Annotated in this window: 19 protein-coding genes and 1 pseudogene; 1 reads left to right on the top strand and 19 read right to left on the bottom strand. The window is 41.7% G+C overall.

The annotated features are described in order from the left end of the window. Positions 1-9: 9 nt before the first annotated feature. The 17 genes and pseudogenes from D8S85_RS07505 to D8S85_RS07420 form a co-directional block, all read right to left on the bottom strand. Positions 10-1,098, bottom strand: coding sequence for an endonuclease/exonuclease/phosphatase family protein (locus D8S85_RS07505; protein WP_106480178.1), 1,089 nt, complete (start codon positions 1,096-1,098; stop codon positions 10-12). Between the two features lie 105 nt (positions 1,099-1,203). Beyond that, a complete protein-coding gene (locus tag D8S85_RS07500) occupies positions 1,204-2,064 on the bottom strand; it encodes a glycosyltransferase family 2 protein (protein WP_106480177.1) in 861 nt (286 codons plus the stop codon). A 77-nt stretch (positions 2,065-2,141) separates the two neighbouring features. After that, the gene (locus tag D8S85_RS07495) at positions 2,142-3,275 is read right to left on the bottom strand and encodes a glycosyltransferase family protein (protein ID WP_106480176.1); all 1,134 of its coding nucleotides are present in this window, start codon (positions 3,273-3,275) and stop codon (positions 2,142-2,144) included. After that, positions 3,272-4,711 carry a lipopolysaccharide biosynthesis protein gene (locus D8S85_RS07490; protein WP_106480175.1) on the bottom strand — a complete coding sequence of 480 codons (1,440 nt, stop codon included), beginning with the start codon at positions 4,709-4,711 and terminating at the stop codon, positions 3,272-3,274. The genes D8S85_RS07495 and D8S85_RS07490 overlap by 4 nt, the downstream gene beginning before the upstream one ends. Continuing rightward, entirely contained in the window at positions 4,708-5,178 is a 471-nt protein-coding gene (locus tag D8S85_RS07485) for a DUF1016 N-terminal domain-containing protein (RefSeq protein WP_106480174.1), read from the bottom strand. The genes D8S85_RS07490 and D8S85_RS07485 overlap by 4 nt, the downstream gene beginning before the upstream one ends. 27 nt (positions 5,179-5,205) lie before the next feature. Beyond that, positions 5,206-6,135 (bottom strand): glycosyltransferase, encoded by a 930-nt coding sequence (locus tag D8S85_RS07480; RefSeq protein ID WP_106480173.1) that lies wholly within the window; start codon positions 6,133-6,135, stop codon positions 5,206-5,208. Beyond that, positions 6,132-6,956, bottom strand: a complete 825-nt coding sequence (locus D8S85_RS07475; protein WP_106480172.1) for a class I SAM-dependent methyltransferase — start codon at positions 6,954-6,956, stop codon at positions 6,132-6,134. The genes D8S85_RS07480 and D8S85_RS07475 overlap by 4 nt, the downstream gene beginning before the upstream one ends. Next, on the bottom strand, positions 6,953-7,597 hold the full coding sequence (locus D8S85_RS07470) for an acyltransferase (RefSeq protein WP_106480171.1): 645 nt from the start codon (positions 7,595-7,597) through the stop codon (positions 6,953-6,955). Before D8S85_RS07470 ends, D8S85_RS07475 begins: the two co-directional genes overlap by 4 nt. Positions 7,598-7,692: 95 nt before the next feature. Beyond that, positions 7,693-8,850: a glycosyltransferase family 4 protein gene (locus D8S85_RS07465; RefSeq protein WP_106480170.1), complete on the bottom strand. Its 1,158-nt coding sequence runs from the start codon at positions 8,848-8,850 to the stop codon at positions 7,693-7,695. Positions 8,851-8,860: 10 nt separating this feature from the next. Then, complete coding sequence (locus tag D8S85_RS07460) at positions 8,861-10,039, bottom strand: glycosyltransferase (RefSeq protein WP_106480169.1); 1,179 nt, start codon at positions 10,037-10,039, stop codon at positions 8,861-8,863. Beyond that, positions 10,036-10,941: a glycosyltransferase family 2 protein gene (locus D8S85_RS07455; RefSeq protein WP_106480168.1), complete on the bottom strand. Its 906-nt coding sequence runs from the start codon at positions 10,939-10,941 to the stop codon at positions 10,036-10,038. The genes D8S85_RS07460 and D8S85_RS07455 overlap by 4 nt, the downstream gene beginning before the upstream one ends. After that, positions 10,925-12,349, bottom strand: a complete 1,425-nt coding sequence (locus D8S85_RS07450) for an O-antigen ligase family protein (RefSeq protein WP_106480167.1) — start codon at positions 12,347-12,349, stop codon at positions 10,925-10,927. Before D8S85_RS07450 ends, D8S85_RS07455 begins: the two co-directional genes overlap by 17 nt. Further along, on the bottom strand, positions 12,342-13,946 hold the full coding sequence (locus tag D8S85_RS07445; RefSeq protein WP_148114320.1) for a GumC domain-containing protein: 1,605 nt from the start codon (positions 13,944-13,946) through the stop codon (positions 12,342-12,344). The genes D8S85_RS07450 and D8S85_RS07445 overlap by 8 nt, the downstream gene beginning before the upstream one ends. Next, positions 13,940-14,557: a hypothetical protein gene (locus tag D8S85_RS07440; protein WP_127074928.1), complete on the bottom strand. Its 618-nt coding sequence runs from the start codon at positions 14,555-14,557 to the stop codon at positions 13,940-13,942. Before D8S85_RS07440 ends, D8S85_RS07445 begins: the two co-directional genes overlap by 7 nt. A 2-nt stretch (positions 14,558-14,559) precedes the next feature. Continuing rightward, the gene (locus tag D8S85_RS07435) at positions 14,560-15,333 is read right to left on the bottom strand and encodes a TolC family protein (RefSeq protein ID WP_106480165.1); all 774 of its coding nucleotides are present in this window, start codon (positions 15,331-15,333) and stop codon (positions 14,560-14,562) included. A 16-nt stretch (positions 15,334-15,349) separates the two neighbouring features. Further along, positions 15,350-16,497 (bottom strand): annotated as a pseudogene (locus D8S85_RS07425) (sugar transferase). Positions 16,498-16,501: 4 nt separating this feature from the next. Then, complete coding sequence (locus tag D8S85_RS07420; RefSeq protein ID WP_106480163.1) at positions 16,502-16,867, bottom strand: response regulator transcription factor; 366 nt, start codon at positions 16,865-16,867, stop codon at positions 16,502-16,504. A 167-nt stretch (positions 16,868-17,034) separates the two neighbouring features. Between D8S85_RS07420 and D8S85_RS07415 the strand changes: the two genes are divergently transcribed. Next, complete coding sequence (locus D8S85_RS07415) at positions 17,035-18,192, top strand: hybrid sensor histidine kinase/response regulator (RefSeq protein ID WP_127074926.1); 1,158 nt, start codon at positions 17,035-17,037, stop codon at positions 18,190-18,192. 169 nt (positions 18,193-18,361) lie between these two features. On the opposite strand, the gene D8S85_RS07410 is transcribed toward D8S85_RS07415, so the two are convergent. Together D8S85_RS07410 and D8S85_RS07405 are read right to left on the bottom strand one after the other, a co-directional pair. Beyond that, a complete protein-coding gene (locus D8S85_RS07410; RefSeq protein ID WP_106480161.1) occupies positions 18,362-18,838 on the bottom strand; it encodes an NADH-quinone oxidoreductase subunit NuoE family protein in 477 nt (158 codons plus the stop codon). Between the two features lie 17 nt (positions 18,839-18,855). Beyond that, positions 18,856-20,628 carry an NADH-dependent [FeFe] hydrogenase, group A6 gene (locus tag D8S85_RS07405; RefSeq protein WP_106480160.1) on the bottom strand — a complete coding sequence of 591 codons (1,773 nt, stop codon included), beginning with the start codon at positions 20,626-20,628 and terminating at the stop codon, positions 18,856-18,858. Position 20,629 lies beyond the last annotated feature (1 nt).

Here is a 20,629-nt window from a genome sequence, read left to right as displayed (position 1 = left end):
ATTGTTATTTTAGATCGAATGCTTTAATTTCACTGTCATGATAATCGGGTTGTGGTCACTCCACGGAAGGCGGGGGGAATCGTACTCTAATCCCGTGAAGGATTTGTCGTAACTTATAAAGTCTATTCGTAACAATCCTTTCATCCCGTTGAATGAATACCCGTATCCTTTTCCTCGATCTCGGAAACCGTCTGTTAAGTTATTTCCTGCAATATGATTGTAGGCAAAGGACACGGGGGTGTCGTTAAAATCTCCGCATACGATGATGGGGTAACGTGTCGTGTCAATGATTTTTCGAATTTGCATGGCTTGATTGGCACGAATGATAAAGTTATCTTTTAGTTGTTCCACGATGTTCACGAGCGTACGGGCTTGGCCTTTCCAATCTTTAACGCTTTTGTAGGCTTTGTATTTTTTACTGTTCATACTGACATTTGTTGTTTGTAAGTGGTTGTTGAATACACGGATGGTGTCTTCTCGAACCAAGATGTCCGCCCACATGCCATTGTTTTTTTCGGAATTGAAATTGATTTCACCATATCGGATTATGGGATAACGACTGTATATGCTGATGCCAAAATTAGCCCATGTTGTTTGTTTGTTAAAATACACGCGGCGATGTGGTAATCCAAATTCTTGTTGTATGGCGACGCTATCCAAATTTGTTTTTTCACAATGTTCTTGGATACACAGGATGTCAATATGATTTTCCTCGACAATCTTTTTTATATCATATTGAACGTTACGTGCAATCCAGGAAAATCCATTCACGTTGTAACTGGCAATTGTTATGTCATTTTCTTGCGTGTAAAGAATGTCTTTTTTCCAGGGAGATTGGAATGTTCCGGTGAAATAGTTGTAATTGCAAATAATTGTAACGCATGGAAGTATGATCCACCATTTTTTGCAAATGGCCCAAAAAATAAGAAGGTATAAGTTTGCAAAAATGATTGCAGGCATGAATAATCCGGATAATGCCGGTAACCACCAACTGTTAGGATTGGTGGACGGTGCAAATATGCCGGCTATACCCAAGAATGCCATTCCTAAGGTTGCAGGTTTCATTAATAGATAAAAGAAAAACCTTAGTGCAGCCATTTTTTACAATTTATTAAATAAGTGGGGTCGAAAATATTATGCAAATATAGCAATATCGGTGTGATTTTATTGTATTATTTTTAAAATTTCATTGTTTGGTGATGTTTAATGCCGAGGTTTATCTATTAAATTGGATTCCTCGTCTTTGTATTCTTCTTTTTTGGTAAACAGGTTTCCTGCATTTTTTAATGCTTTCAAGGCTCTTATTTTAAAACTATTAAAAAATGAACCGTTTGCACCTACCGTGCCATACCCCGTGACAGCACGGGCTTTACGCGAGCGGATAAAACGAATTTTGCCATATTTCTTCAGTGCAAATGCCATGGAGCCGTCTTCACCGCGTTTGATTTCTACTCGATAACCGACTTGACGACCGTGTTCGATTCGGTAAGCAAATACGAGTCCTCTCACGCTGAGTTCCGGGCGTTTGAAAGATTGCAAGAGTAAATGGAGATCCCGTAAAAATTCGTAGATTTTTACGGCTAGCCAAGGATGTTGTTTATCCGGAATATAACTCCAAAGCGAGGAAACGGCAACGGTATCGGGTTTTTCTAGCGTTTTGACAAGTGTTTCAATGTACTTTTTGGGATACATGGTGTCAGAATCAATGCAAATATAATATTTCCCTCGGGCATGGTTTAAACCGCAACGGCGGGCATATCCGCAACTATGTTCATATTCCGTGTAATAAGGAACTCCGGTCATTTTGAAGATTTCGGCTGTTTTGTCGGAAGAGTCATTATCCACGCCAATAATCTCCATCGGGTATTGACATTCGCTATCACTTAGCGACCAAAGATTTGCAAGCAGATGTTTTTCTTCATTGTACGCGATAATGACTACTGAAACTAAAGGTGTATCACTTTGTAGTTTTTCAATCTTTGTTTTTATTTCACGAATAATTTCTTGCGGTGCTTCCTGTAATGGTTGTTCATATACTGAAAGATATTTTTTGTACCAGGTCATGATTTGTTGTTATTAGTTAATGATTTTTGTAGAGAATGGTCCCATTTATTTTTAAAATATTTTCGTTTTGAATTAAGTTAGAAGGTTTCATTTTTTGCCTTTATAATAGCATCGATGACTTTCTTCATTTGATTGTTCCATGAAAGTGATTGGATGGAGTTTCTTATCGTTTGCGGTGTTGCATGCAGTTGGTTATAAAACGACAATATGGTTGTTATGTTTACAATACTTTCATCTGCTGGAATTTTCATGATATAAGGCATGTTTTCAAAATCGTCATCTATTTCGGAATATACGAAAGGGATGCCTCTGGCCGCGTATTCCCTGTTTTTAAGTGTTTTAATATGGGTGATTCCGCTGCGATGACGTCCTAGGCTGCCGATTCCGAAATCGCATTGCTCAAAGAGCAGGTCAAGATCTTTTCCCGTTTGGCGTCCATGCAAAATGACATAAGGGGCCAAATGGTTTTCTTTGACGATGGACATGCATTCTTCTCGTTCTCTTTGAGTGAAAAAATCTCCGATAATGTGGAAATATACTTTATATTGAGGAGATGTGTTATAGTAATTGACAAGGCCTTTTAATAAACGGTCAAATCCATGCCAAAAGTGTATTTCGGCAACACCGATGAGATGAATTTCTTGAGAAGTGTCGTTTACGTGTTGTTTCATCGGGATGTCATCAAAATCAATTCCGTTAGATATTTGGATGGTGGGAGTTCCAAATATCGTTTTGTAATTGGAGAAGGTGATGATTCGATCCACGTATTTGGCAAGTCGCTTCCTGAAGCATTGGTCAACAAGTAATTGTATTTTCCTATTGAAGGAAACGTATTCTTGATCGTACGGGTATGTGGGGATCTCCATGACCATGTGAATACCTGCTTTTTTTATTTTACGCGCTAACCTGATCGTGAATGGATTGGCATTATGGTCAGAGCGGATATATACCAGATTGATTTGATTTTTAATGATATAGTGGAGCACCGAATGGAATTCAAAACGTTTGTATAGCTTTCCTTTTATTCCCCCTCCGTAATCGGCTAAAATCTCTTGATCCACCAGGCGGTATTTTATCCCTTGTTTTTCCGATAAGTAACAGAGATGTGTTTCTACCCCGTTAGCCTCGAGAGCTCGTACTTGATAGTGGATTTTTTTGCTAATTCCATTGGTGGCGTGAAAGCCATGGAACGTGAGAAATAGTGCTTTCATGCTTTGAGTTTAAACAGTTTTACTAAATTGTATTCTTTCGTGATATGCATATAGATTGAATCTATCCCTATAAAAACAACCGATTTTATGATCAAATTGATGAATAGTGAATATGAGGTTATGAAAGGGGTAACTAAAAATAGTGTAAGGAATACGATGCCGCCAAGTAAAATAGGAGAGAGAAGTTGTTTGCCCAAATGAAGGATGGAACGACGAAAGGTGATGTGATACATTTGGTAATAGCATTGAAGGAAACTGATTGAAAACGTGATGGTGATACACCAGGCCACGGCATCCAGTGTTTGGAAAATGAACAATCCGACACATATACCTGTCACGTTGATGATCGAGGAGAATACCCCACATAGGAACAGGCTTCTGGTATCGTTGGAGGCTTGGAAGATGGAACCGGAGGTGGACATGATGATTTGTATCCCGACAGAAATGGATAATATTTGGAATATGGACACGGAGGGTAGCCATTGTTCTCCGAATACGATCAGGGTGATTTCACGTGCCGAGAACCAAAGGAAAACGGATAATGGCAATCCGATGAAAGCCAGTAAACGGATGATTTTTTCGTATGCACTTGCCAGGTGATTTAAGTCATGCTGGTAGTCTGAAAAGATGGGGTGCATCACGGGAGTGATAACATGGGCGATATTTTGTAAAGGGAGCATCATCAGCCGGTATGATTTTTCGTAATATCCCAAAGGCGACATCCCCATGTATTTTCCGATGAGGAGCTTGTCGAGATTTCGACTGAAATAGTTGATGATATTGAACATGAATTGATAAGCCGAGAACTTGAATATTTTCCGGATGGAGGGAAGCCCCCAAGTCATTTCTAATGTTTGAGGATATTTTCGATAAGATATGATAAATAATAGGATACTGGAAAGAATGGGGTTTATGATCAATGCATAGAGTCCTGCGCCGCCAAGAGCAGCCAGAATGGCAATTACTCCTCCGATTATTTGCACACCGAGACTTCTCCAGGCAAGGAATTTGAATGCTTTCGCTTTATACAACAAGGCATTGGGGACAATGTTTACGGATGCGAAGAAAAGATTTATGGCTAATAATTGAGTAACTGTCCTCATACTCGGTTCTTCGTAGAAAAAGGAAATAGGCCACGAGCAAAGAAAAAATAATAGCGTTAAGATACATCCGCTCCATACGGTAAACGAGAACAGATGATTGAGATCTTTTTGTTGGAGTTCCTTGTTTTGTATGATAGCCGCTCCGATTCCCAGATCACTGAATATGCTGAAGAAAAAAGTGATAACCGTTACCACGGCCACGATACCGAATTTATCCGGGGATATTAGCCTGGCAAGAACTCCGGCAATAACCAATGAAACGAGTATCCCAGAGTATTTTGCAATGGCCGTGTAGAATACTCCGGAGAGTAGGTCTTTTTTAATCGAACTCATAATAGTTTTTTTAATTCTTCTATAGGGAAGTTTTTGAGTTTTGGTCTTATTAATAGTTGGATTTCATTAGCTGTATTTTGTAATATCGATAAATTGTCAATTGTAACTGATGAATTTGTATTGGTTTTATTATTAGGTAGTTGTAATTCATCAGTTACGACTGATGAATTTTCATCAAGTATTTTCCATTCTTCATAAAAAATGCGCATTAGACGAATATTCGTTTCCGAAAATCCTCTTAAACCAGGTAGTTCTTTATGTAGTTTATTACTGATATAAGGGATCGCGCCGGTTCCCCAGTATTTATTTCGGGAGCTTTGAGAGATATAGCGTCCAACTCCATAATACAAACTCAATTGTTCTTTATTGACAAGTTTTACTGCTTGGTATTGGCTTTGTAGAATGGCTGTTTTTATTGTTTGAGCAGCTATAAGGTATTGTGTTTCTAATGAATAATGTTCTTTCATGATATTAAATTATTTGTATTCAGTATTTTAATTTTTAAGTAAGGATTTGAATAATAGAATGCCGATGGTTTTGCAGTTTACAAACTCCCAATAGTTTATTACAGCGTACCAAGCAATGTAAAGACGTTCTTTTACAGGTAGCTTGAATGCATTCCGTATGGCTGCATTGAGCATTTTAGACAGATGATGGTTTATGATTTCTTTTGTTGTCGTCGGAGAGTCATTGTGATTCATTAATTCATTTGCCACGGTGAAATATCCTTGAATATTTTTGATGGAAAACGGGCGGGTAGTGATCGAATCCGTTCTTACACGTCTTTTGAAAAAAGTTTGTTGAATATATTTTACCCGTGTAGCGTTTAAATATAACCGGGCAGTATATAATTCGTCTTCGTGAATAATATGAGGGTAAAACCGAATGTTATTTTCCTGCAGAAAACTTAAACGGGTAAAGCTAAGGCAAGCTGATGTCCGAAAATTACCCGTACCGTCTTGTATTTCTAATAATTCGATACCCGTCCAAACTTTATCTTCTATTTGTAAATTGCGCTGATACGGATAATTTCTTAGGGTGATGTTTTCTTCACAGAAACTTTCTGCATCGAAAAAGACGAAATCTAATTGTTCTGAGGTACATTTCTGGTAACAAATTTCTAAAGTATCATGATCCAAAAGATCGTCACTATCCATGAAGTAAATGAACTCTCCCGATGCTTTTTCAATCCCGACATTACGGGATACTGACAACCCTTGATTGCTATGAGTGAATATTTTTATCCTATTGTCTTGCTTGGCTAATTCCGAGAGAATGGATAGACTATTATCCGTTGAGCCATCATTGACGGTAATAATTTCTATATCGTATAACGTTTGCCCTAGTATGGATTGAATCGTTTGCCTTACATATAATTCAGTATTATACACGGGGATAATCACGCTTACTTTAACTGGTTTCATTGCATTTTGTTGTTTTCGTGTGTACTTCTTGAATTTCTTTGTGAAAGAGTGTTGTGCGGTTGTAAATGCTCTTCCAATGTTTGAAGTTTCCTGTTTTTGTGTAATGATTCAAGTAATTTTATTTTTATAATGTGGCTTATGGCATCGCATATCGCTTTTAGTTCGTGATAAACATGGCGAGGCGGGAATAGCTTTTCAACCATATTCCGATCCCATTTTTGTGTGAAAAAAGGGAGATAATAATCATCTTGAGGGTTTACGATAATATTGATTTCGTCTTTCCATTCGTAGCGATTGATCATCAGATCCCCTTCTGTTAGTTTTAATAATTTATATGGTAATGATTGATAAGGTAAATAATTAAGAAATAGTTCTCCGTAGTTATTTTTATAATTTCCGGGCATGAGTTCTTTCTTGTATAAAACCAGTTTATCATTGATGTCAAGAATAACCCATTGGTGTGATTCTTTAGGGAATAGAAATTCTCCTATAAGACTGGGAGTTTCTATGTATCCACGTTTACCTACTCTACAAATCTCTTGAATAAATAGTTGAGGGTTGTCTACATGCTCCAAAACTTGATTACAGATCACGTAATCAAATTCTTTGTTTTTGAAGGGCAGGTGTTCTCCATCTGCATGTACAAAATGTTGATGAGGAAAGATTTTTATATCTCCGCATCGGTGCGTATTATTATCGATGTATTTATCAACAATCACATTAGAACGATAGAGAGGATTATGCCCAGAACCGATTTCTAATACCCGATCGTGTTTACAGATGTTCAGATCCCATCTGTCTTTTGGTGTACGAGTTCTCATAAGTTCATTGTTTTATTATTTAAATCTTCCCATACTCTTTTCTGAAAATTGTATTGTTTGATAATCTTGGCCGGGTTACCCACGGCAACAGAATAATCCGGAATATTCTTGGTAACGACACTTCCGGCACCAATTTGACATCTTTTACCGATATGAACTCCTGCAACAATGACAGAGTTGGCCCCGATATGGGATTCATCGTCAATAATAACCTCTTTTTTCACTAATGGCTGTTCATTAGAATCTCGCTCCCCATCTTCATACCCATGGTTGAAACCCGAAATAAAAACATGTTGACCTAATCCTACTTTATTTCCCAAACGTACAGGACCTATAATTACGGAACCAATTCCAACACGAGAATTATTCCCGATAATGATATGCCCAGCCCCGTTATTTATCGTTGTAAAGTCTTCGATGAGACTATTTTTACCTACAATAAACTGGTTCCACGGGAATACATCAATACGTGATCTTCTTTTTCGAATGATAGCTCCTTGCCCTTTTTTATGTATAAAAGGGTTTATAAACCATTTGATCCAAAAGCGGGGGTAAGGATTATTAGAAGGCGTGATAGACCACAAAATGAATTTTCTAATGTGGTCATTTCTTTTTATTATTGCTTTTAGTCTATCAATCATTATTGGTGTATTTATTAATTTGACCTTTAGTAGGGGTTCATTTTTACTTCTTGCTATGCTCTAACATCCGGATGCATTGCTTTCTTTAATCCATTCTAGTGAGGTTGTATATGATAATCGTTCATAACGTTCTTTTCATCGTATATTGATTCATATATTTTCAGTAATTGTTCTGCCGTGTGTTGCCAGGAGAATAGTTTACTTCTTTCCAAACCGTATGCAATTTGTTGATTCCGGTAGGAGAGATCTGTTTCCAGTTTGAGCAATTCTCGGGCGATGGCATTTGCGTCTAGTGGATCAACTAATATCGCTCCGTCTCCCGCAATTTCCGGGATGGCCGAGGTGTTGGAAGTAATAACCGGAGTTCCACACGCCATGGCTTCCAAAAGAGGGATTCCAAAACTTTCCCGTAGGGACGTGTAGAGGAAAGTCCGGGCGCCATTGTATATGGCGGGCAAATCAGAATGGGGGATATAGCCCGGAGAATAGAGCATGTTTTTGATATTTTCGATGCCCTCCTGTTTTAATATTTGATGGATAATTTCTTCTTTCAAATCAGCAATTAACAGGGGTAACGGGTGGGCAGATTGTTGTACGTATACGCTGTACGCCTTTAACGTGCGTGGCGTATTTTTTTTAGGATCGGTATTCCCCAAGAAAAATAAATATTCTTGGGCAGGGATGTATTTTTTCGTGATGTCGTAAACCGAATCCAGCGGATGGAAACGTTCGCTGAAACCATTGTGTATGGCAATAATTTGTTCTTCCGGCAGATGCAATGTTGCCTGAATCCGATGACATTCGAATTGCGACACGGTAATGATCTGTTTGCATTTTTTTAGTATCCGGGGGACAACAAAACGACGATAGTACCACCCCATGTTTTGGTACATGGACCTGTTATTGTGTACTCTTTTCTCTAAAAATATAATGTCATGTAACGTGAGGACAAGCTGTGCCGGACAGCATAATGGAGCCGTGTTACTCGTGCAATGCACGATATCCGGTTTTATGTGGCGAATGGCTAGTGGTAAGGCTACTTGTTCCCATAGCGGATAGGTCGGGCATTTTATTTCTACGATATGGAAGTTGGGAGATTCTTCCAGGCAATGATCCTCTCCCGGGGCAACCAGTATGTAGTATTCATGGGTGTGATCTATTTTTTGCAGTTCTCGAATGGTTTCGAGAGCAACAAAATCCATCCCGTGTTTATTCGTGCGAAAAATGCGTTGTGCTTCAATGGCTATTTTCATGGAGGTATTTTTATAACGTTGAGGATCCGTTTTTTTTCGTGTTCACGAACTTCTTGTTCATTCCCTTCATCCGGAATAAATTGACTACCATCATGACAAATAACAAGGGGAGCTTGTTGATTGATTTTTTGAATTGATCGTCAACCAGTTTGTTCGGTATCGCGAGGCACAACGTGACTCCCATGATAAGAAATAACGCCCACCATTTCAAGGCAAGCGGCCAATCGATGATTTGCATGATACATCCCATCACGATGATTCCCCCGAATAGGATAAGACGGGGTGGTAACATCCATTGAATCAGTTTATCGCTGTAATCGATATTCCCGGACAGAATGGCTCGGGGAAGATCCCTGAAGACTCGCCCCCATTGAGCGAATTGGGTAGCTAACCAGCGACGGCGTTGGTTGTAAAATCCTTTCTCCCCTTGTGTCTTCTCGTCATACACGTACACTTCGTCCAGAAATTCAATAAATATCCTCTGTTTAAGCAATAAAACTTCTAATTCCTTGTCTTCCCCTGTGGTGACGAGGTGTTTTACGTTGTCATGAAACCATGGGTAGTTGAATATCATTCCCGAACCGATCAAGGCGGAAGATATCCCCAATCTTACATGCCCGCGCCGGAAAATGGAGTTATTGACCTCTTCACTCAGGCCGTCCAGAACGGCGATATCCGTGTTCCGATTCTTGGCCGTCCGGTGTGCCTGGATAGCCTGTACTCCGGCGTCAAAGACTTTGTTGATCTCTGTCAAAAAGTTTGAATCGACAACGTTATCCGCATCCAGAATAACAACGGCATCAAATTCATCTCGTCCGAAGTGGTCCATGGCGAAATTCAATGCTTTCGCTTTCGAACTGTTTTCATAGTTCGCCCGGAGTAGTGTGATCGGGAGTTGAGCCAACCGTTTGTTTGTTGAATCCTGCATGTGATCCGATATGACAACCACGTTATACAACTCTTGCGGGTAGTGTTGTTGCAGGAAAGACTCCACGACCGGAATGATAACCCGATCCTCTTTATAAGCGGGGAACAGGACGACAAATTTGTGCTGTTTATGGGCTGTCGGGTAATATGATTTTCTTGTTCCTAGGGAGGCAAGAGAATAAATGAGAGGATATGCAACGGCAACACTTGCAAGGATCCAACAGACATACTCGAATAGGTATAACGCTTCCTGAATATTCATATATTTTCTCTTTTATGTTTTAATTGAAAAAAATCCCTACACCCGTTGAAAATGGCCTTGGCCTGCAATGATCTGCCGTGTAGTAGATGTATCGCTATATTTTTAGGATTGGCCATTAAAAGCTGATATAGTATAGATATATAGAGAATTCCTCCTTGTCGGTTGCGCCAAGTGTATAATAGGCGATTTCGGGTGAGGTAGTATGTTTTTAACGGGGAATCCTTACCGGTACTGCGGCTCTCTTTGTGGTATATGGTGCAACGAGGTTCGTACCATAATTGATACCCTTGTCTTGATATTTGTGTACACCAGTCCATTTCTTCATAATAGAGGAAGTAGATTTCCGGCATGATCCCGACCCGTTCGATGACTTCTCGTTTTACCATCATGGCGGCTCCATGCAAACAATTCGTTTCTTGCGGTGTGTCGAATTGTCCTTCATCCGCTTCGTTATACCCGATCGCCCGATTGCGTAACGTGTATTTACTTAAAGGTGTGAATCCCGCGAATTGTATGTGCCGGGGAGGAAAAGCAAATTTGATTTTCGGACTTACGGCACCTATATTCGGAGAACTATACAACCGTTCGTGTAGATACTTTAGGTCGTTGGCCGTGATCAAGGTGTCGTTATTTAGCAGGAAAATACTTTTCCCTGTTGCGGCTTGAATCCCCAAATTGTTCCCTCCCGAAAAACCTACATTTTGTTCGCTGCGAATGAGGAGAACTTCCGGATATTTTTTTCGAAGAAGTAACGCTTCGTCCCGAATGGAACCATTGTCAACCACGATCAGCTCGTACGAACAATCTTGCGGGTGTTGTTGTAGTGATTCAATGAGTTGACAGGTTTCTTCCAAACCGTTGTAATTAATAGTAATGATGGATATATCAGGCCGTTGGTTCATGCTGTGTTAATTCTTTATCGTAATAGGGGGCAATGAATAAGAATACAAATAGAATACAAATGAGGATGCCGTTCGGGTAAGTCGTGATGTCATTGGCATAGGCCGCGACAAATACACCTGCCAATCCGGCTATAATGGAAAATAAAATATGCTTCAGTCGTTTGTCCTTGATGATGAACATGGCAATGTAGGAGGCTCGTATGAAGATGAGTACCAACAAAGAAAGGTAGAGAGATAATCCCACGATTCCGGTTTCCAACCAATACATCGTGAGGAGAGAATCCGGGGGTAATTCGGATAATTTACTATTTATGGCGAAACGTTCCATGCGTCCCCCGCTTAGTCCCAGTCCGACACCGAAAGGCTTGTCTCTCATGAGAGGAATCATTTTTTCCTTGTTGATCCCTCGGACTTTGAAAGAGGCATCTTCTTTATTGAAGGTGGAGCGCATTCTGCGAATAATGGAGCTGCTGTTGCCGATATGGGTTTGGGTGAGAAATAGAATGATGACGATTAATATGCCTCCGGCAATGAATAGATGCTTGAGGCTTCGGCATAATATGGCGTATGCACATAACCCGACTAAAGGAACGGCAATGGCACTACGGGTTCCGGTGATTAGTAACCCGTAGGTGGAGACGAGGGCTGTAAACCAGAATAGATATTTTATCCAGCGTGTTTTGACGAAAAAACCTGAGATCCCGAATACAACGAGGGAGAGGCCCATCGTGATCCCGAAGTTGGCTGCATCCGACAGGAAGGAGAAGTAGCGAACCCCGTAATGGATAATATGGGTTCTTGCCCCGTCTTCCACGAATAGCCAATATAATTCGGCAGAATCAAATCCATGGCTTTTTTGCCAATATCCTTTTAAGGCTGCCAACGCGGATAGAATGGCCCACAGGACTAATAGCCTATGAAAATGTTTGAATCGAGTAAAGAGGACGGGAATGATTATGGCACTTATCAACGGGAAAAGAGCATATCCGTTGATGGCGATAAACCAGGCGTCAGCCACCGCTAGCGGGTTGAAAAGTTCAAATAAGCAATACAAGAACCATATACCCCATAAAGCGGTTAGTACATTAAAGCTACGTTTCCATTCGTACACCTGGAAGATGTTTTTTAAAAGAAGAAGAGATCCGATACCCAAGGTTAAACCGAGCATAATCATCCCGATTTTCAATGGAATATATCGGTCGATTCCGGTGATGACATAGTTTATGACAAAAAAAACGTAAAAGTAGTACTGTTTCTGACAGCATGCAGCTGTAACAATGGCTATTGCCGGTAAACAAGCAAAAAGAAAGGCAGGGATAATTCCTCCTTTTAGTGTTAATAGGTATATCGCGCCCAGACCGATGAAAAAGGCGACCGTGGTAATATAGGATGAGCCATTTTTAAACATGACTTGGCGGTTTATCTTTAGAGATTCGTGTCGTCTTGTCGTTCGCGGTTAATCCTAACTGTGAGAGTTTATACAATAATTTGCGTAGAAACGTGTAAGGTGGCATCAAACCGTTTATATCTTCCGCCGCGTCCCGTTTCGTGTAATTCAACACCAAAAACAGCGGCGTCTGATGACACATTTCTTTTGTACGTCCGAATCGTTGCTGGTCTGTATTTTTCCACGTACGTCTGGAATCTACGACTTGCAGATTCAGGCTGACATGTTGTAAGATATTGGCTGTTAACGCGGCTTCTTTTAGCGAGGGATACTCTACGATAACGATTTTGTTTTTTAAGTTGTCCTTTTCCAAATCGTCCGGGGCACTCGTGTTCATGGATTGAATAAAAGCTTGAGCATTTGTCTGTGGTTCATTTTGCCAGGATAATGGTGTTACATCGTATCCTCGTTCCATGAATTGTTGAGTCATTTGCTCCAGAATATAACTTTTCCCTTCTCCGGGTTCGTTACTGATTAAATTTATAATATTACTTTGATCGGGCTTGAAATACGTCGTGGCGGAATTACACAAGTTTTGGGTGGAAAGCGTGGTGTACACGTTGTTATATCTTCTGGCTGCAAAAGATAATTGCCGGGTAAAAGCTCCCAGTACCTTACATCCGGTCAATTGCTCTGCCTTGAAGAGGTTGTGTAACGTATGATCCAGTATCTCGATAATCAAGAAGAAAAAGATAGTGAATATCAGTGTGGCCAGGTAAGCTCCGATTGTCAATAATTTGTGCTTGCTCAGTGCAGAGGGAACCAGGGGGTAGTAAGGGGCGTTCATTAGTTTCAGACTGGCAGAATTCATTTGAATACTCTTCTGTTTTAATAAGGCTGTATTCAAGGCATCAAGTATCGCCAAATACCTTCTTTCATTGATATTTACCATACGCTCCTTGCGTGTTAGGGTCGAACCGATAGGGGCAAAATGGATGTATTTTTGAGCCATGTGAAGCTTTCGTTTATTTAAAACGATTAATTCTGCTTCTGCCTTTTTATAAGCGATAACTTGTTGCAGCCATTCCGCGATAACGCTCTCGTTGGAAATTCCCTCTTTACTGTATTTCAAATACCCTATTTTATGAACGGCTTCAGCTAGGGCTGTTTCATTTGTATCTAATTCGCGCTGGAGAGAATCAATGGTTGCTTTCGAAACAACATCATTCGTGTAGTATTTTGCCATGGCTAGCTTTTCATTGAGCTCGCTGATTTTGCTATTTAAAAGGATAAACGAATTATTGTTTTGAATGATTTCCGTGTATAACTGCATCCTTTTTTCGAGTTCCCGTTTTAAACTGTCTGTTGAATTATAATTGTTTCGTGTTTCCCAATATTGTAACTCGTAATCCCGATTCAAAGCAGCCACCTGCTTTGTCTCTTCGTCATAATTGATTACCTGTTTTTCTACTCGATATTGGGTAAGGGAATCTTCTGAAATCTTGAGTTCTTTTCCAATGCTATCCAGTTCATGGCGGAAATGTTTGATGACATTATTGGTTTCCCCGAAGCGTAACTCTTGGTATTGTTTATTAAATTCATCAATCAAAATCACCACGGTTTGGTAGGCAATCCCGGGATCGTTCGTGGTGTAAGAAACTTCAAGTACGTCGCTATTATCGAGGCGTTTGACATGTATTTTTTTAACGCTTCCCGATTAACATAGGGGAGATTCCATTGGTATATTCCATACACATAATTTGTCGGATCGTTCGTTTCGTAAGCAAGTAAATTTTCATAAGTACGTTGCTCGTTAATCGAGTCATTATCAGATTTTTTGTCTATCAAATGATGAATAGGTCTTCCATGATTGTAGAGATTCCTATAATTATTGGCTTGGGTATATATGTTGTCTTTATGGGGATCACCATATACCATGATGCGGGCATATAGGCGCAATGAAACTTGTTTTAAAGTTTGATCCGCCGTGATAATGTTTAACAGGTTATCCATCATACTGCCTTGGGTATAAGAAGTCATGGTCACCCCGCTTTCGGATAAGATATTGACTCCCGTGATAATTCCGGTATATATGGAGCAAGTCGTCGTGTAATCGCGAGGAGTATTATTTGTTTTCCAGTAGACGAGAGAAGCAACGATGATCGGTGCTATGATCAACCAGAATCGAATGCGATAAAAGAACTTGATAAAGTAGGTAATATATTTCATAACTATGGGTTCTTAAAATGAATATTACTGATGAGTTCAAGCTTTAAGAACATGATATTTAATTCATTTATGATTTTCTCATATTCAATTTTTGCTACTTTCTGCGAATGCTTTAAGTCACTTAATGACCTGTCGTTATTGTTTTTGTTATTGATATAGTCAAGTTCCGCTACTTGATATTCTGCATTGTATAAGGTGATGGATTCTGTGGCTAGTTTTAGTAATTTCAACTGGTATTGAATATTGCAGTACAATTCGATGATTTCGTTTTTAATCTCGTCAAATTCGACTTGTTGCGTGTATTCCGCGTTTCGGACAATTTCTTTTTGTTTTTTTACCGTTGCTCTATGGCTGAACAGTCTATTAAAAGGAATATTGATATTTGCACCGATAGACCAACTATTTTGTGTCGATCCCGAGTAAACCGTTGTTAAAGGAACATATTGGGTTTCTTGATCGGTGTATGTCCCGAGAATCCCATACGTGTATCCGGCCCGTACGGAAAAGTATTGCAGCCAATCTCGTTGGGTGGATTTCAAGTCATTGCGGGCAGCTTCGATAGATGCGCCTATGGCTTTTAGCCGGGGATTTCTTTGGGCTCCTTCGAATAACGAGTCTAATGGAGGTAATTGATAATTAATATATTCGTTGGTAGTTAATGCTTGTGGGACAAATCTTTCGGTATTAAGAATAGAATCCCTCGTCTGTGCTTTTTGAGCGGAACAGACGAAATTAGCGTATAATAAACAGGCTATAATAATGAATTTAGCACCCATATTTTAAAATATTGTTTCACACATTCTCTTTTTGCACAAATGCCGTGAATGTTTTGCAAATAATTTTTATATCGTTCCCGAACGAAAAGTTGCGGGCATATTTTATATCCAATTGTTTTCTTTCTTCGGCGGAAAGGGCGCCTTGGTCACCTCTTTTTTCTACTTGCCACAAACCGGTGAGGCCGGCAGGGCCATAAAGCGTTCGATGTATTCGTCCGTGGTCAGCAGTTCCGCCTCGTACAAGGGAAGGGGACGGTTGCCGACGATAGACATATCTCCTTGCAGTATATTAACCAGTTGTGGAAGTTCGTCGATGCTATATTTACGGATGATACGTCCTACCTTGGTGATTCGCGGATCGTTCTCGAACTTGACGAAAGCATTTTGCTGTTGTTTCCGTCTGTTCTTTAATAATTGTTTTTCTGTTGTGATAAAATCGTCAGCCACGAGAAGAGTTTCGCCTGTTTGATGGGATACCGGGGGAATTTCCGTGTAATCCTGTTGTTCCTGCGTTTCTTCCCGGTATTGATTCAATGCCTCGAATTCTTTCAAGCGCTTGTCTGCATCCATGTACATGGAACGGAACTTGAGGAAATCAAATATGTCGTAGTTACTCCCCACCCGTTTGGATTTATATATAACGGGGCCTTTACTTTCCACCCGGATGGCCACGGCTGTTACTATCAGAAGCGGGGAGAGGCAAACGATGGCCGTCCCGGAAAAGAGAATGTCAAATGCCCTTTTCCAACAAGGCAGCTTGAATCTTCGGGGATTATTGGGGGTATTCGTTGTTGAATGCTGCCTTATTTGGGGCAGGACAGTCAATACGGTCTGTAAATCTTCCGGGGTCGTGTTGATATTGATGATCTCACTGGCGCCGGAAAGAAGGTAAGTGGCAATGTCTTCTTTTGACACCTTTTCTGAGAGCAGCAGTAAATACGTGTTTTTCAAATTGCTTTGCTTGATGGCCTCCAGCCATCGTAAATTCCTTGTTTTGTTGTACGATTCGATAAAGACATAGGCGGGCGATACATCTTTCTTCGATTGTTCGTGGATGTACAAAATCGCCTTGATCGGGTTGTTGAAAGTAAGCACTTGACAATCCAGATAATGTGATATTCTATTTATCCAGTCGGTGTTTTTCCCGATATAATACGTGTACATGTCTTTAACGCAATAAATTACGGACTCTGATCTTTAACTCCTGCGGGTTAAAAGGTTTTAGCACGAAGTCCGAGGCTCCGGCTTCCAACAATTCAATCCGATCGTTACTACTCTCCAGGCTGGACAAGATAATAACGGGGATAAAATTGAACGTGGAACTCGCTTTTAGCTGCTTGAGGAATGTTCGTCCGTCCATTTCCGGCATGTTTACATCCGATATAATCAGATCGGGAATATTTCCGGCATACATCCATGCGAGTGCCTCAATCGGATTTCCTTCTGCATGTACGTTGTAGTCTCTAGATAGTTGGATGGTGATAACTTTCGCTATTTCAGGTTTATCGTCCACTATCAGAATGTTTTTACTCATATATCACCTTTTTTGATGGTACAAAGGTATGATATTATTGCAAAGTAGCATTTGTTTTGTTTGTATAAATATGAGAAAAGTTCATTTTTTTGTACATTTATTGAAAGATGTCTAGAAAATAAATTATAGTTTGTACATTTGGGAATGCATTTATAAAAATTGAGGGTATGAAAATAAATCCTGCTGAATATAAAATATTAGTGGTAGATGATGTTCAGTCAAATGTATTGCTGTTAAAGGCTTTGCTTGGACGTGAAGGGTTTGGTATCGTGATCGCGATGAACGGGACGGAGGCCTTGCAAAAAGTGAAAAGTGAACATCCGGATTTGATCTTGTTGGACGTTATGATGCCCGACATGGATGGATTCGAAGTGGCAGGACACTTGAAACTGGAGCCGGAACAAGCTGAAATTCCGATTATATTTTTGACCGCGTTGAACGACTCGGCGAGTGTCGTGAAGGGGTTCCAGCTCGGGGCAAATGATTTTATATCGAAACCTTTTCGTAGGGAAGAATTGTTGATCCGGGTGGAGCATCAACTTTCTCTGGTGGATGCCAGACGAATTATTTTACGTCAGACGGAAGAGTTGAGAAAGACGATTGCCGGTAGGGACAAGCTTTATTCCGTGATCGCTCATGATTTACGGTCTCCGATGGCCTCGATCAAAATGTTGTGCAATACGATCATGATGAGTATTGACCGGCAAACAGTTCCGGCAGACGTGTTCGAGATGTTGGAAATGACCAATAAAACGGCAGAAGAAGTATTTTCGTTATTGGATAATCTGTTGAAGTGGACCAAGAGCCAGTTGGGTAAATTGTCCAATGTCCCGCAATCGATTGACATGGTCGGGTTGGTGAATGGCGTTATCGAGGTGTTTAAGCCGATAGCCGGGAGCAAGTCCATTTCCTTGAAATTGGATTCAGCGGTCGAGTCCGTCCATGTTACCGTTGACATCGAGATGATTAAATCCGTCGTGCGCAACCTAATTTCAAACGCGATTAAATTTAGTCATAAAGATACCGCAGTTGTCGTACACGTGAGGGTACAAGAGGTCGCGGATGAAAACAGGACAGAGGCCGGAAATGATAAAGAAGTACTTGTCACCGTGTCTGATAGCGGATGTGGAATCAAGAAAGAAGATCAAGAAAAATTGTTAAACGAGGCCACGCACTTCACGACCTTCGGTACGGATAGCGAGGAAGGATCCGGCTTGGGCCTATTGTTGTGTAAAGACTTCGTAAGCAAAAATCACGGAAGGCTGTGGTTTACCTCAGAGGAAGGTGTCGGTTCTAATTTTAATTTCACCATTCCGCTAAAGTGATTTCGTCGGGGATAAAATCAATTATAATTTCTGTATCAACAAACTACCCCCTCCAACTCCCCCTTACACGGGGTGAGGGTTGATTACCAAGTGGTTTCCCCTCCTATGTAAGGAGGGGTTAGGGGAGATAGTCGTTAAACAACAGACTTGTTAGACACCCTCCTTCATCTTACTCGAATTCCTTTAGAATTTTCTCCACCTCCCCGGGAGTAACCCGCCCGTAGACTTTTTCACCGATCAGTACAACCGGGGCAAGCCCGCAGGCACCCACGCACCGTAAGCTGGTTAAAGAAAACTTCCCGTCCGGGGTAGTCTCTCCGACATTTACTTTTAGAATCCGTTTGAATTCATCCAGTACCTTCTCTGCCCCCCGAACGTAGCAGGCAGTCCCCATGCACACGGAGATCGGGTGTTCCCCTTTCGGGGTCATCGAGAAGAAAGAATAAAAGGTTACCACCCCGTACACCTTCGATACGGGTATATTTAGTTGACGGGCGATCACTTCCTGTACCTCTCTGGGCAGGTAGCCGATCAGGCCTTGTGCTTTGTGCAAGATATTAATTAACTCTCCCGGTTGGTTCCCGAACTCTTCACACAGTTTTACCAGTTGGTCAACTTTGCACTTCGCTAATGTTATTTGTGTCATAATGATAGCTTCGAATATTATTGTTCAATAATCTCTTTTCCTCTGTTAAAGTAGCACGTGTGCAACAAGTGATGTGCCTTTTCGCTCATGGGTTTGCCCAAGAACTCCTCGTACAGCGAAATGATGTACGGGTTCTGGTGGGACTTCCGGAGCGATTTTTCGTTGTCTTCCGTGTAAAGCGCCTGTGTACGCGCTCTCAACAAAGAAGAATCTCCATGATGCAACGGCTGACCTCCACCACCGATACACCCACCGGGGCAGGCCATGATCTCGATGGCGTGGTATTGGGACTTGCCGGCTCTGATCTCGTTCATCAGCTTGCGGGCATTTCCTAAACCATGGGCCACGGCTACTTTCAATTCAAATCCATCGACGTCTATCGTGGCTTCTTTCAAATTCTCGATGCCTCTGACACCTTCAAAGTCCACGTTATCCAGCGTTTTCCCCGTGTGGATTTCGTAAGCCGTACGCAAGGCGGCTTCCATCACGCCTCCGGTAGCCCCGAAGATGACGGCAGCACCCGTGGATTCTCCCAACGGCGCGTCGAAATCTTCGTCTTCCAACTGCATGAAATTAATGTTGGTCTGCTTGATCAACGCGGCCAACTCGCGGGTAGAGATGGAGTAATTGACATCCGGGTCCCCGTTTGTCTTGAATTCGTCTCTCTCGCACTCGAACTTTTTCGCCAGACAAGGCATCACGGATACCACGATGAGGTTCTCGCGTTTGATACCCATTTTCTCGGCCCAGTAGGTCTTGGCAATCGACCCGAACATCTGTTGCGGGGAACGGGCGCTCGAAGGCATATCCAGTAAATCCGGGAATTGCTTCTCGAAGAAATTCACCCAACCCGGGCAGCACGAGGTAATGATCGGTAATTTCACCGATTTATCGCCGTTTAGGAAGGCTCCCAGGCGACCCAGTAATTCGGTACCTTCCTCCATGATGGTCAAGTCGGCCGCGAAGTCGGTGTCGAACACCTTGGCAAAGCCCAGTTTGCGCAAAGCGGCCACCATCTTTCCGGTAACGGAAGTTCCTGCCGGAAGAGCGAACTCTTCACCCAGGGCGGCACGAACGGCCGGGGCGGTTTGCACGATCACGGTCTTGTCGGGATCGGCTAAATCTTTGATCAAACGGTTCGTGTGATCCAGTTCCGTCAAGGCACCCACGGGACATACGGCAACGCACTGCCCGCAAAAAGTACATTCGGAATCCTGCAATGACTGGTCGAACGCGGGCATCACGACAGAACTGAATCCCCGGTTAACGGCACCCAGTGCGCCCACGGTCTGCACGTCATTACACATCATCTCGCAACGACGGCAATAAATACACTTCGTGGCATCCCGGCGGATGGAAGGGGACAGGTCAACCCGGAACTCGGTCTTCTCTCCCTCGAAAGGCAACTCCCGTATCCCCAGTTTAATGGCCACGGATTGCAATTCGCAATTACCCGATTTGGCACACACCAGACAGTCTGACGGGTGGTCGGACAACATGAGTTCCAGCACCGTTTTGCGGGCATTCAGCACCCGGATCGTGTTCGTGTGTACGTTCATGCCATTCTCGCAGCGGGTGGCGCAAGAGGGGGCAAGGTTTTTCCTGCCGTCCACTTCAACCACGCAAATACGACAAGATGCCGGGGCATTTTTGATGCACAAATCCTTCAGGTTCATGTAGCAAAGCGTGGGTATATCGATACCCAGTTCCCGGGCTGCTTCGAGAATCGTGGTCCCCTTGGGAACACTGATTTCCCGGTTATCTATTTTGAGTGTTATATTTTCATTCATA

This window comes from Butyricimonas faecalis (assembly GCF_003991565.1).
GTDB classification, from domain to species: Bacteria; Bacteroidota; Bacteroidia; order Bacteroidales; family Marinifilaceae; genus Butyricimonas; species Butyricimonas faecalis.
Note: the sequence above shows the minus strand (reverse complement) of the source record. Positions and strands in the feature narration are given on the sequence as shown.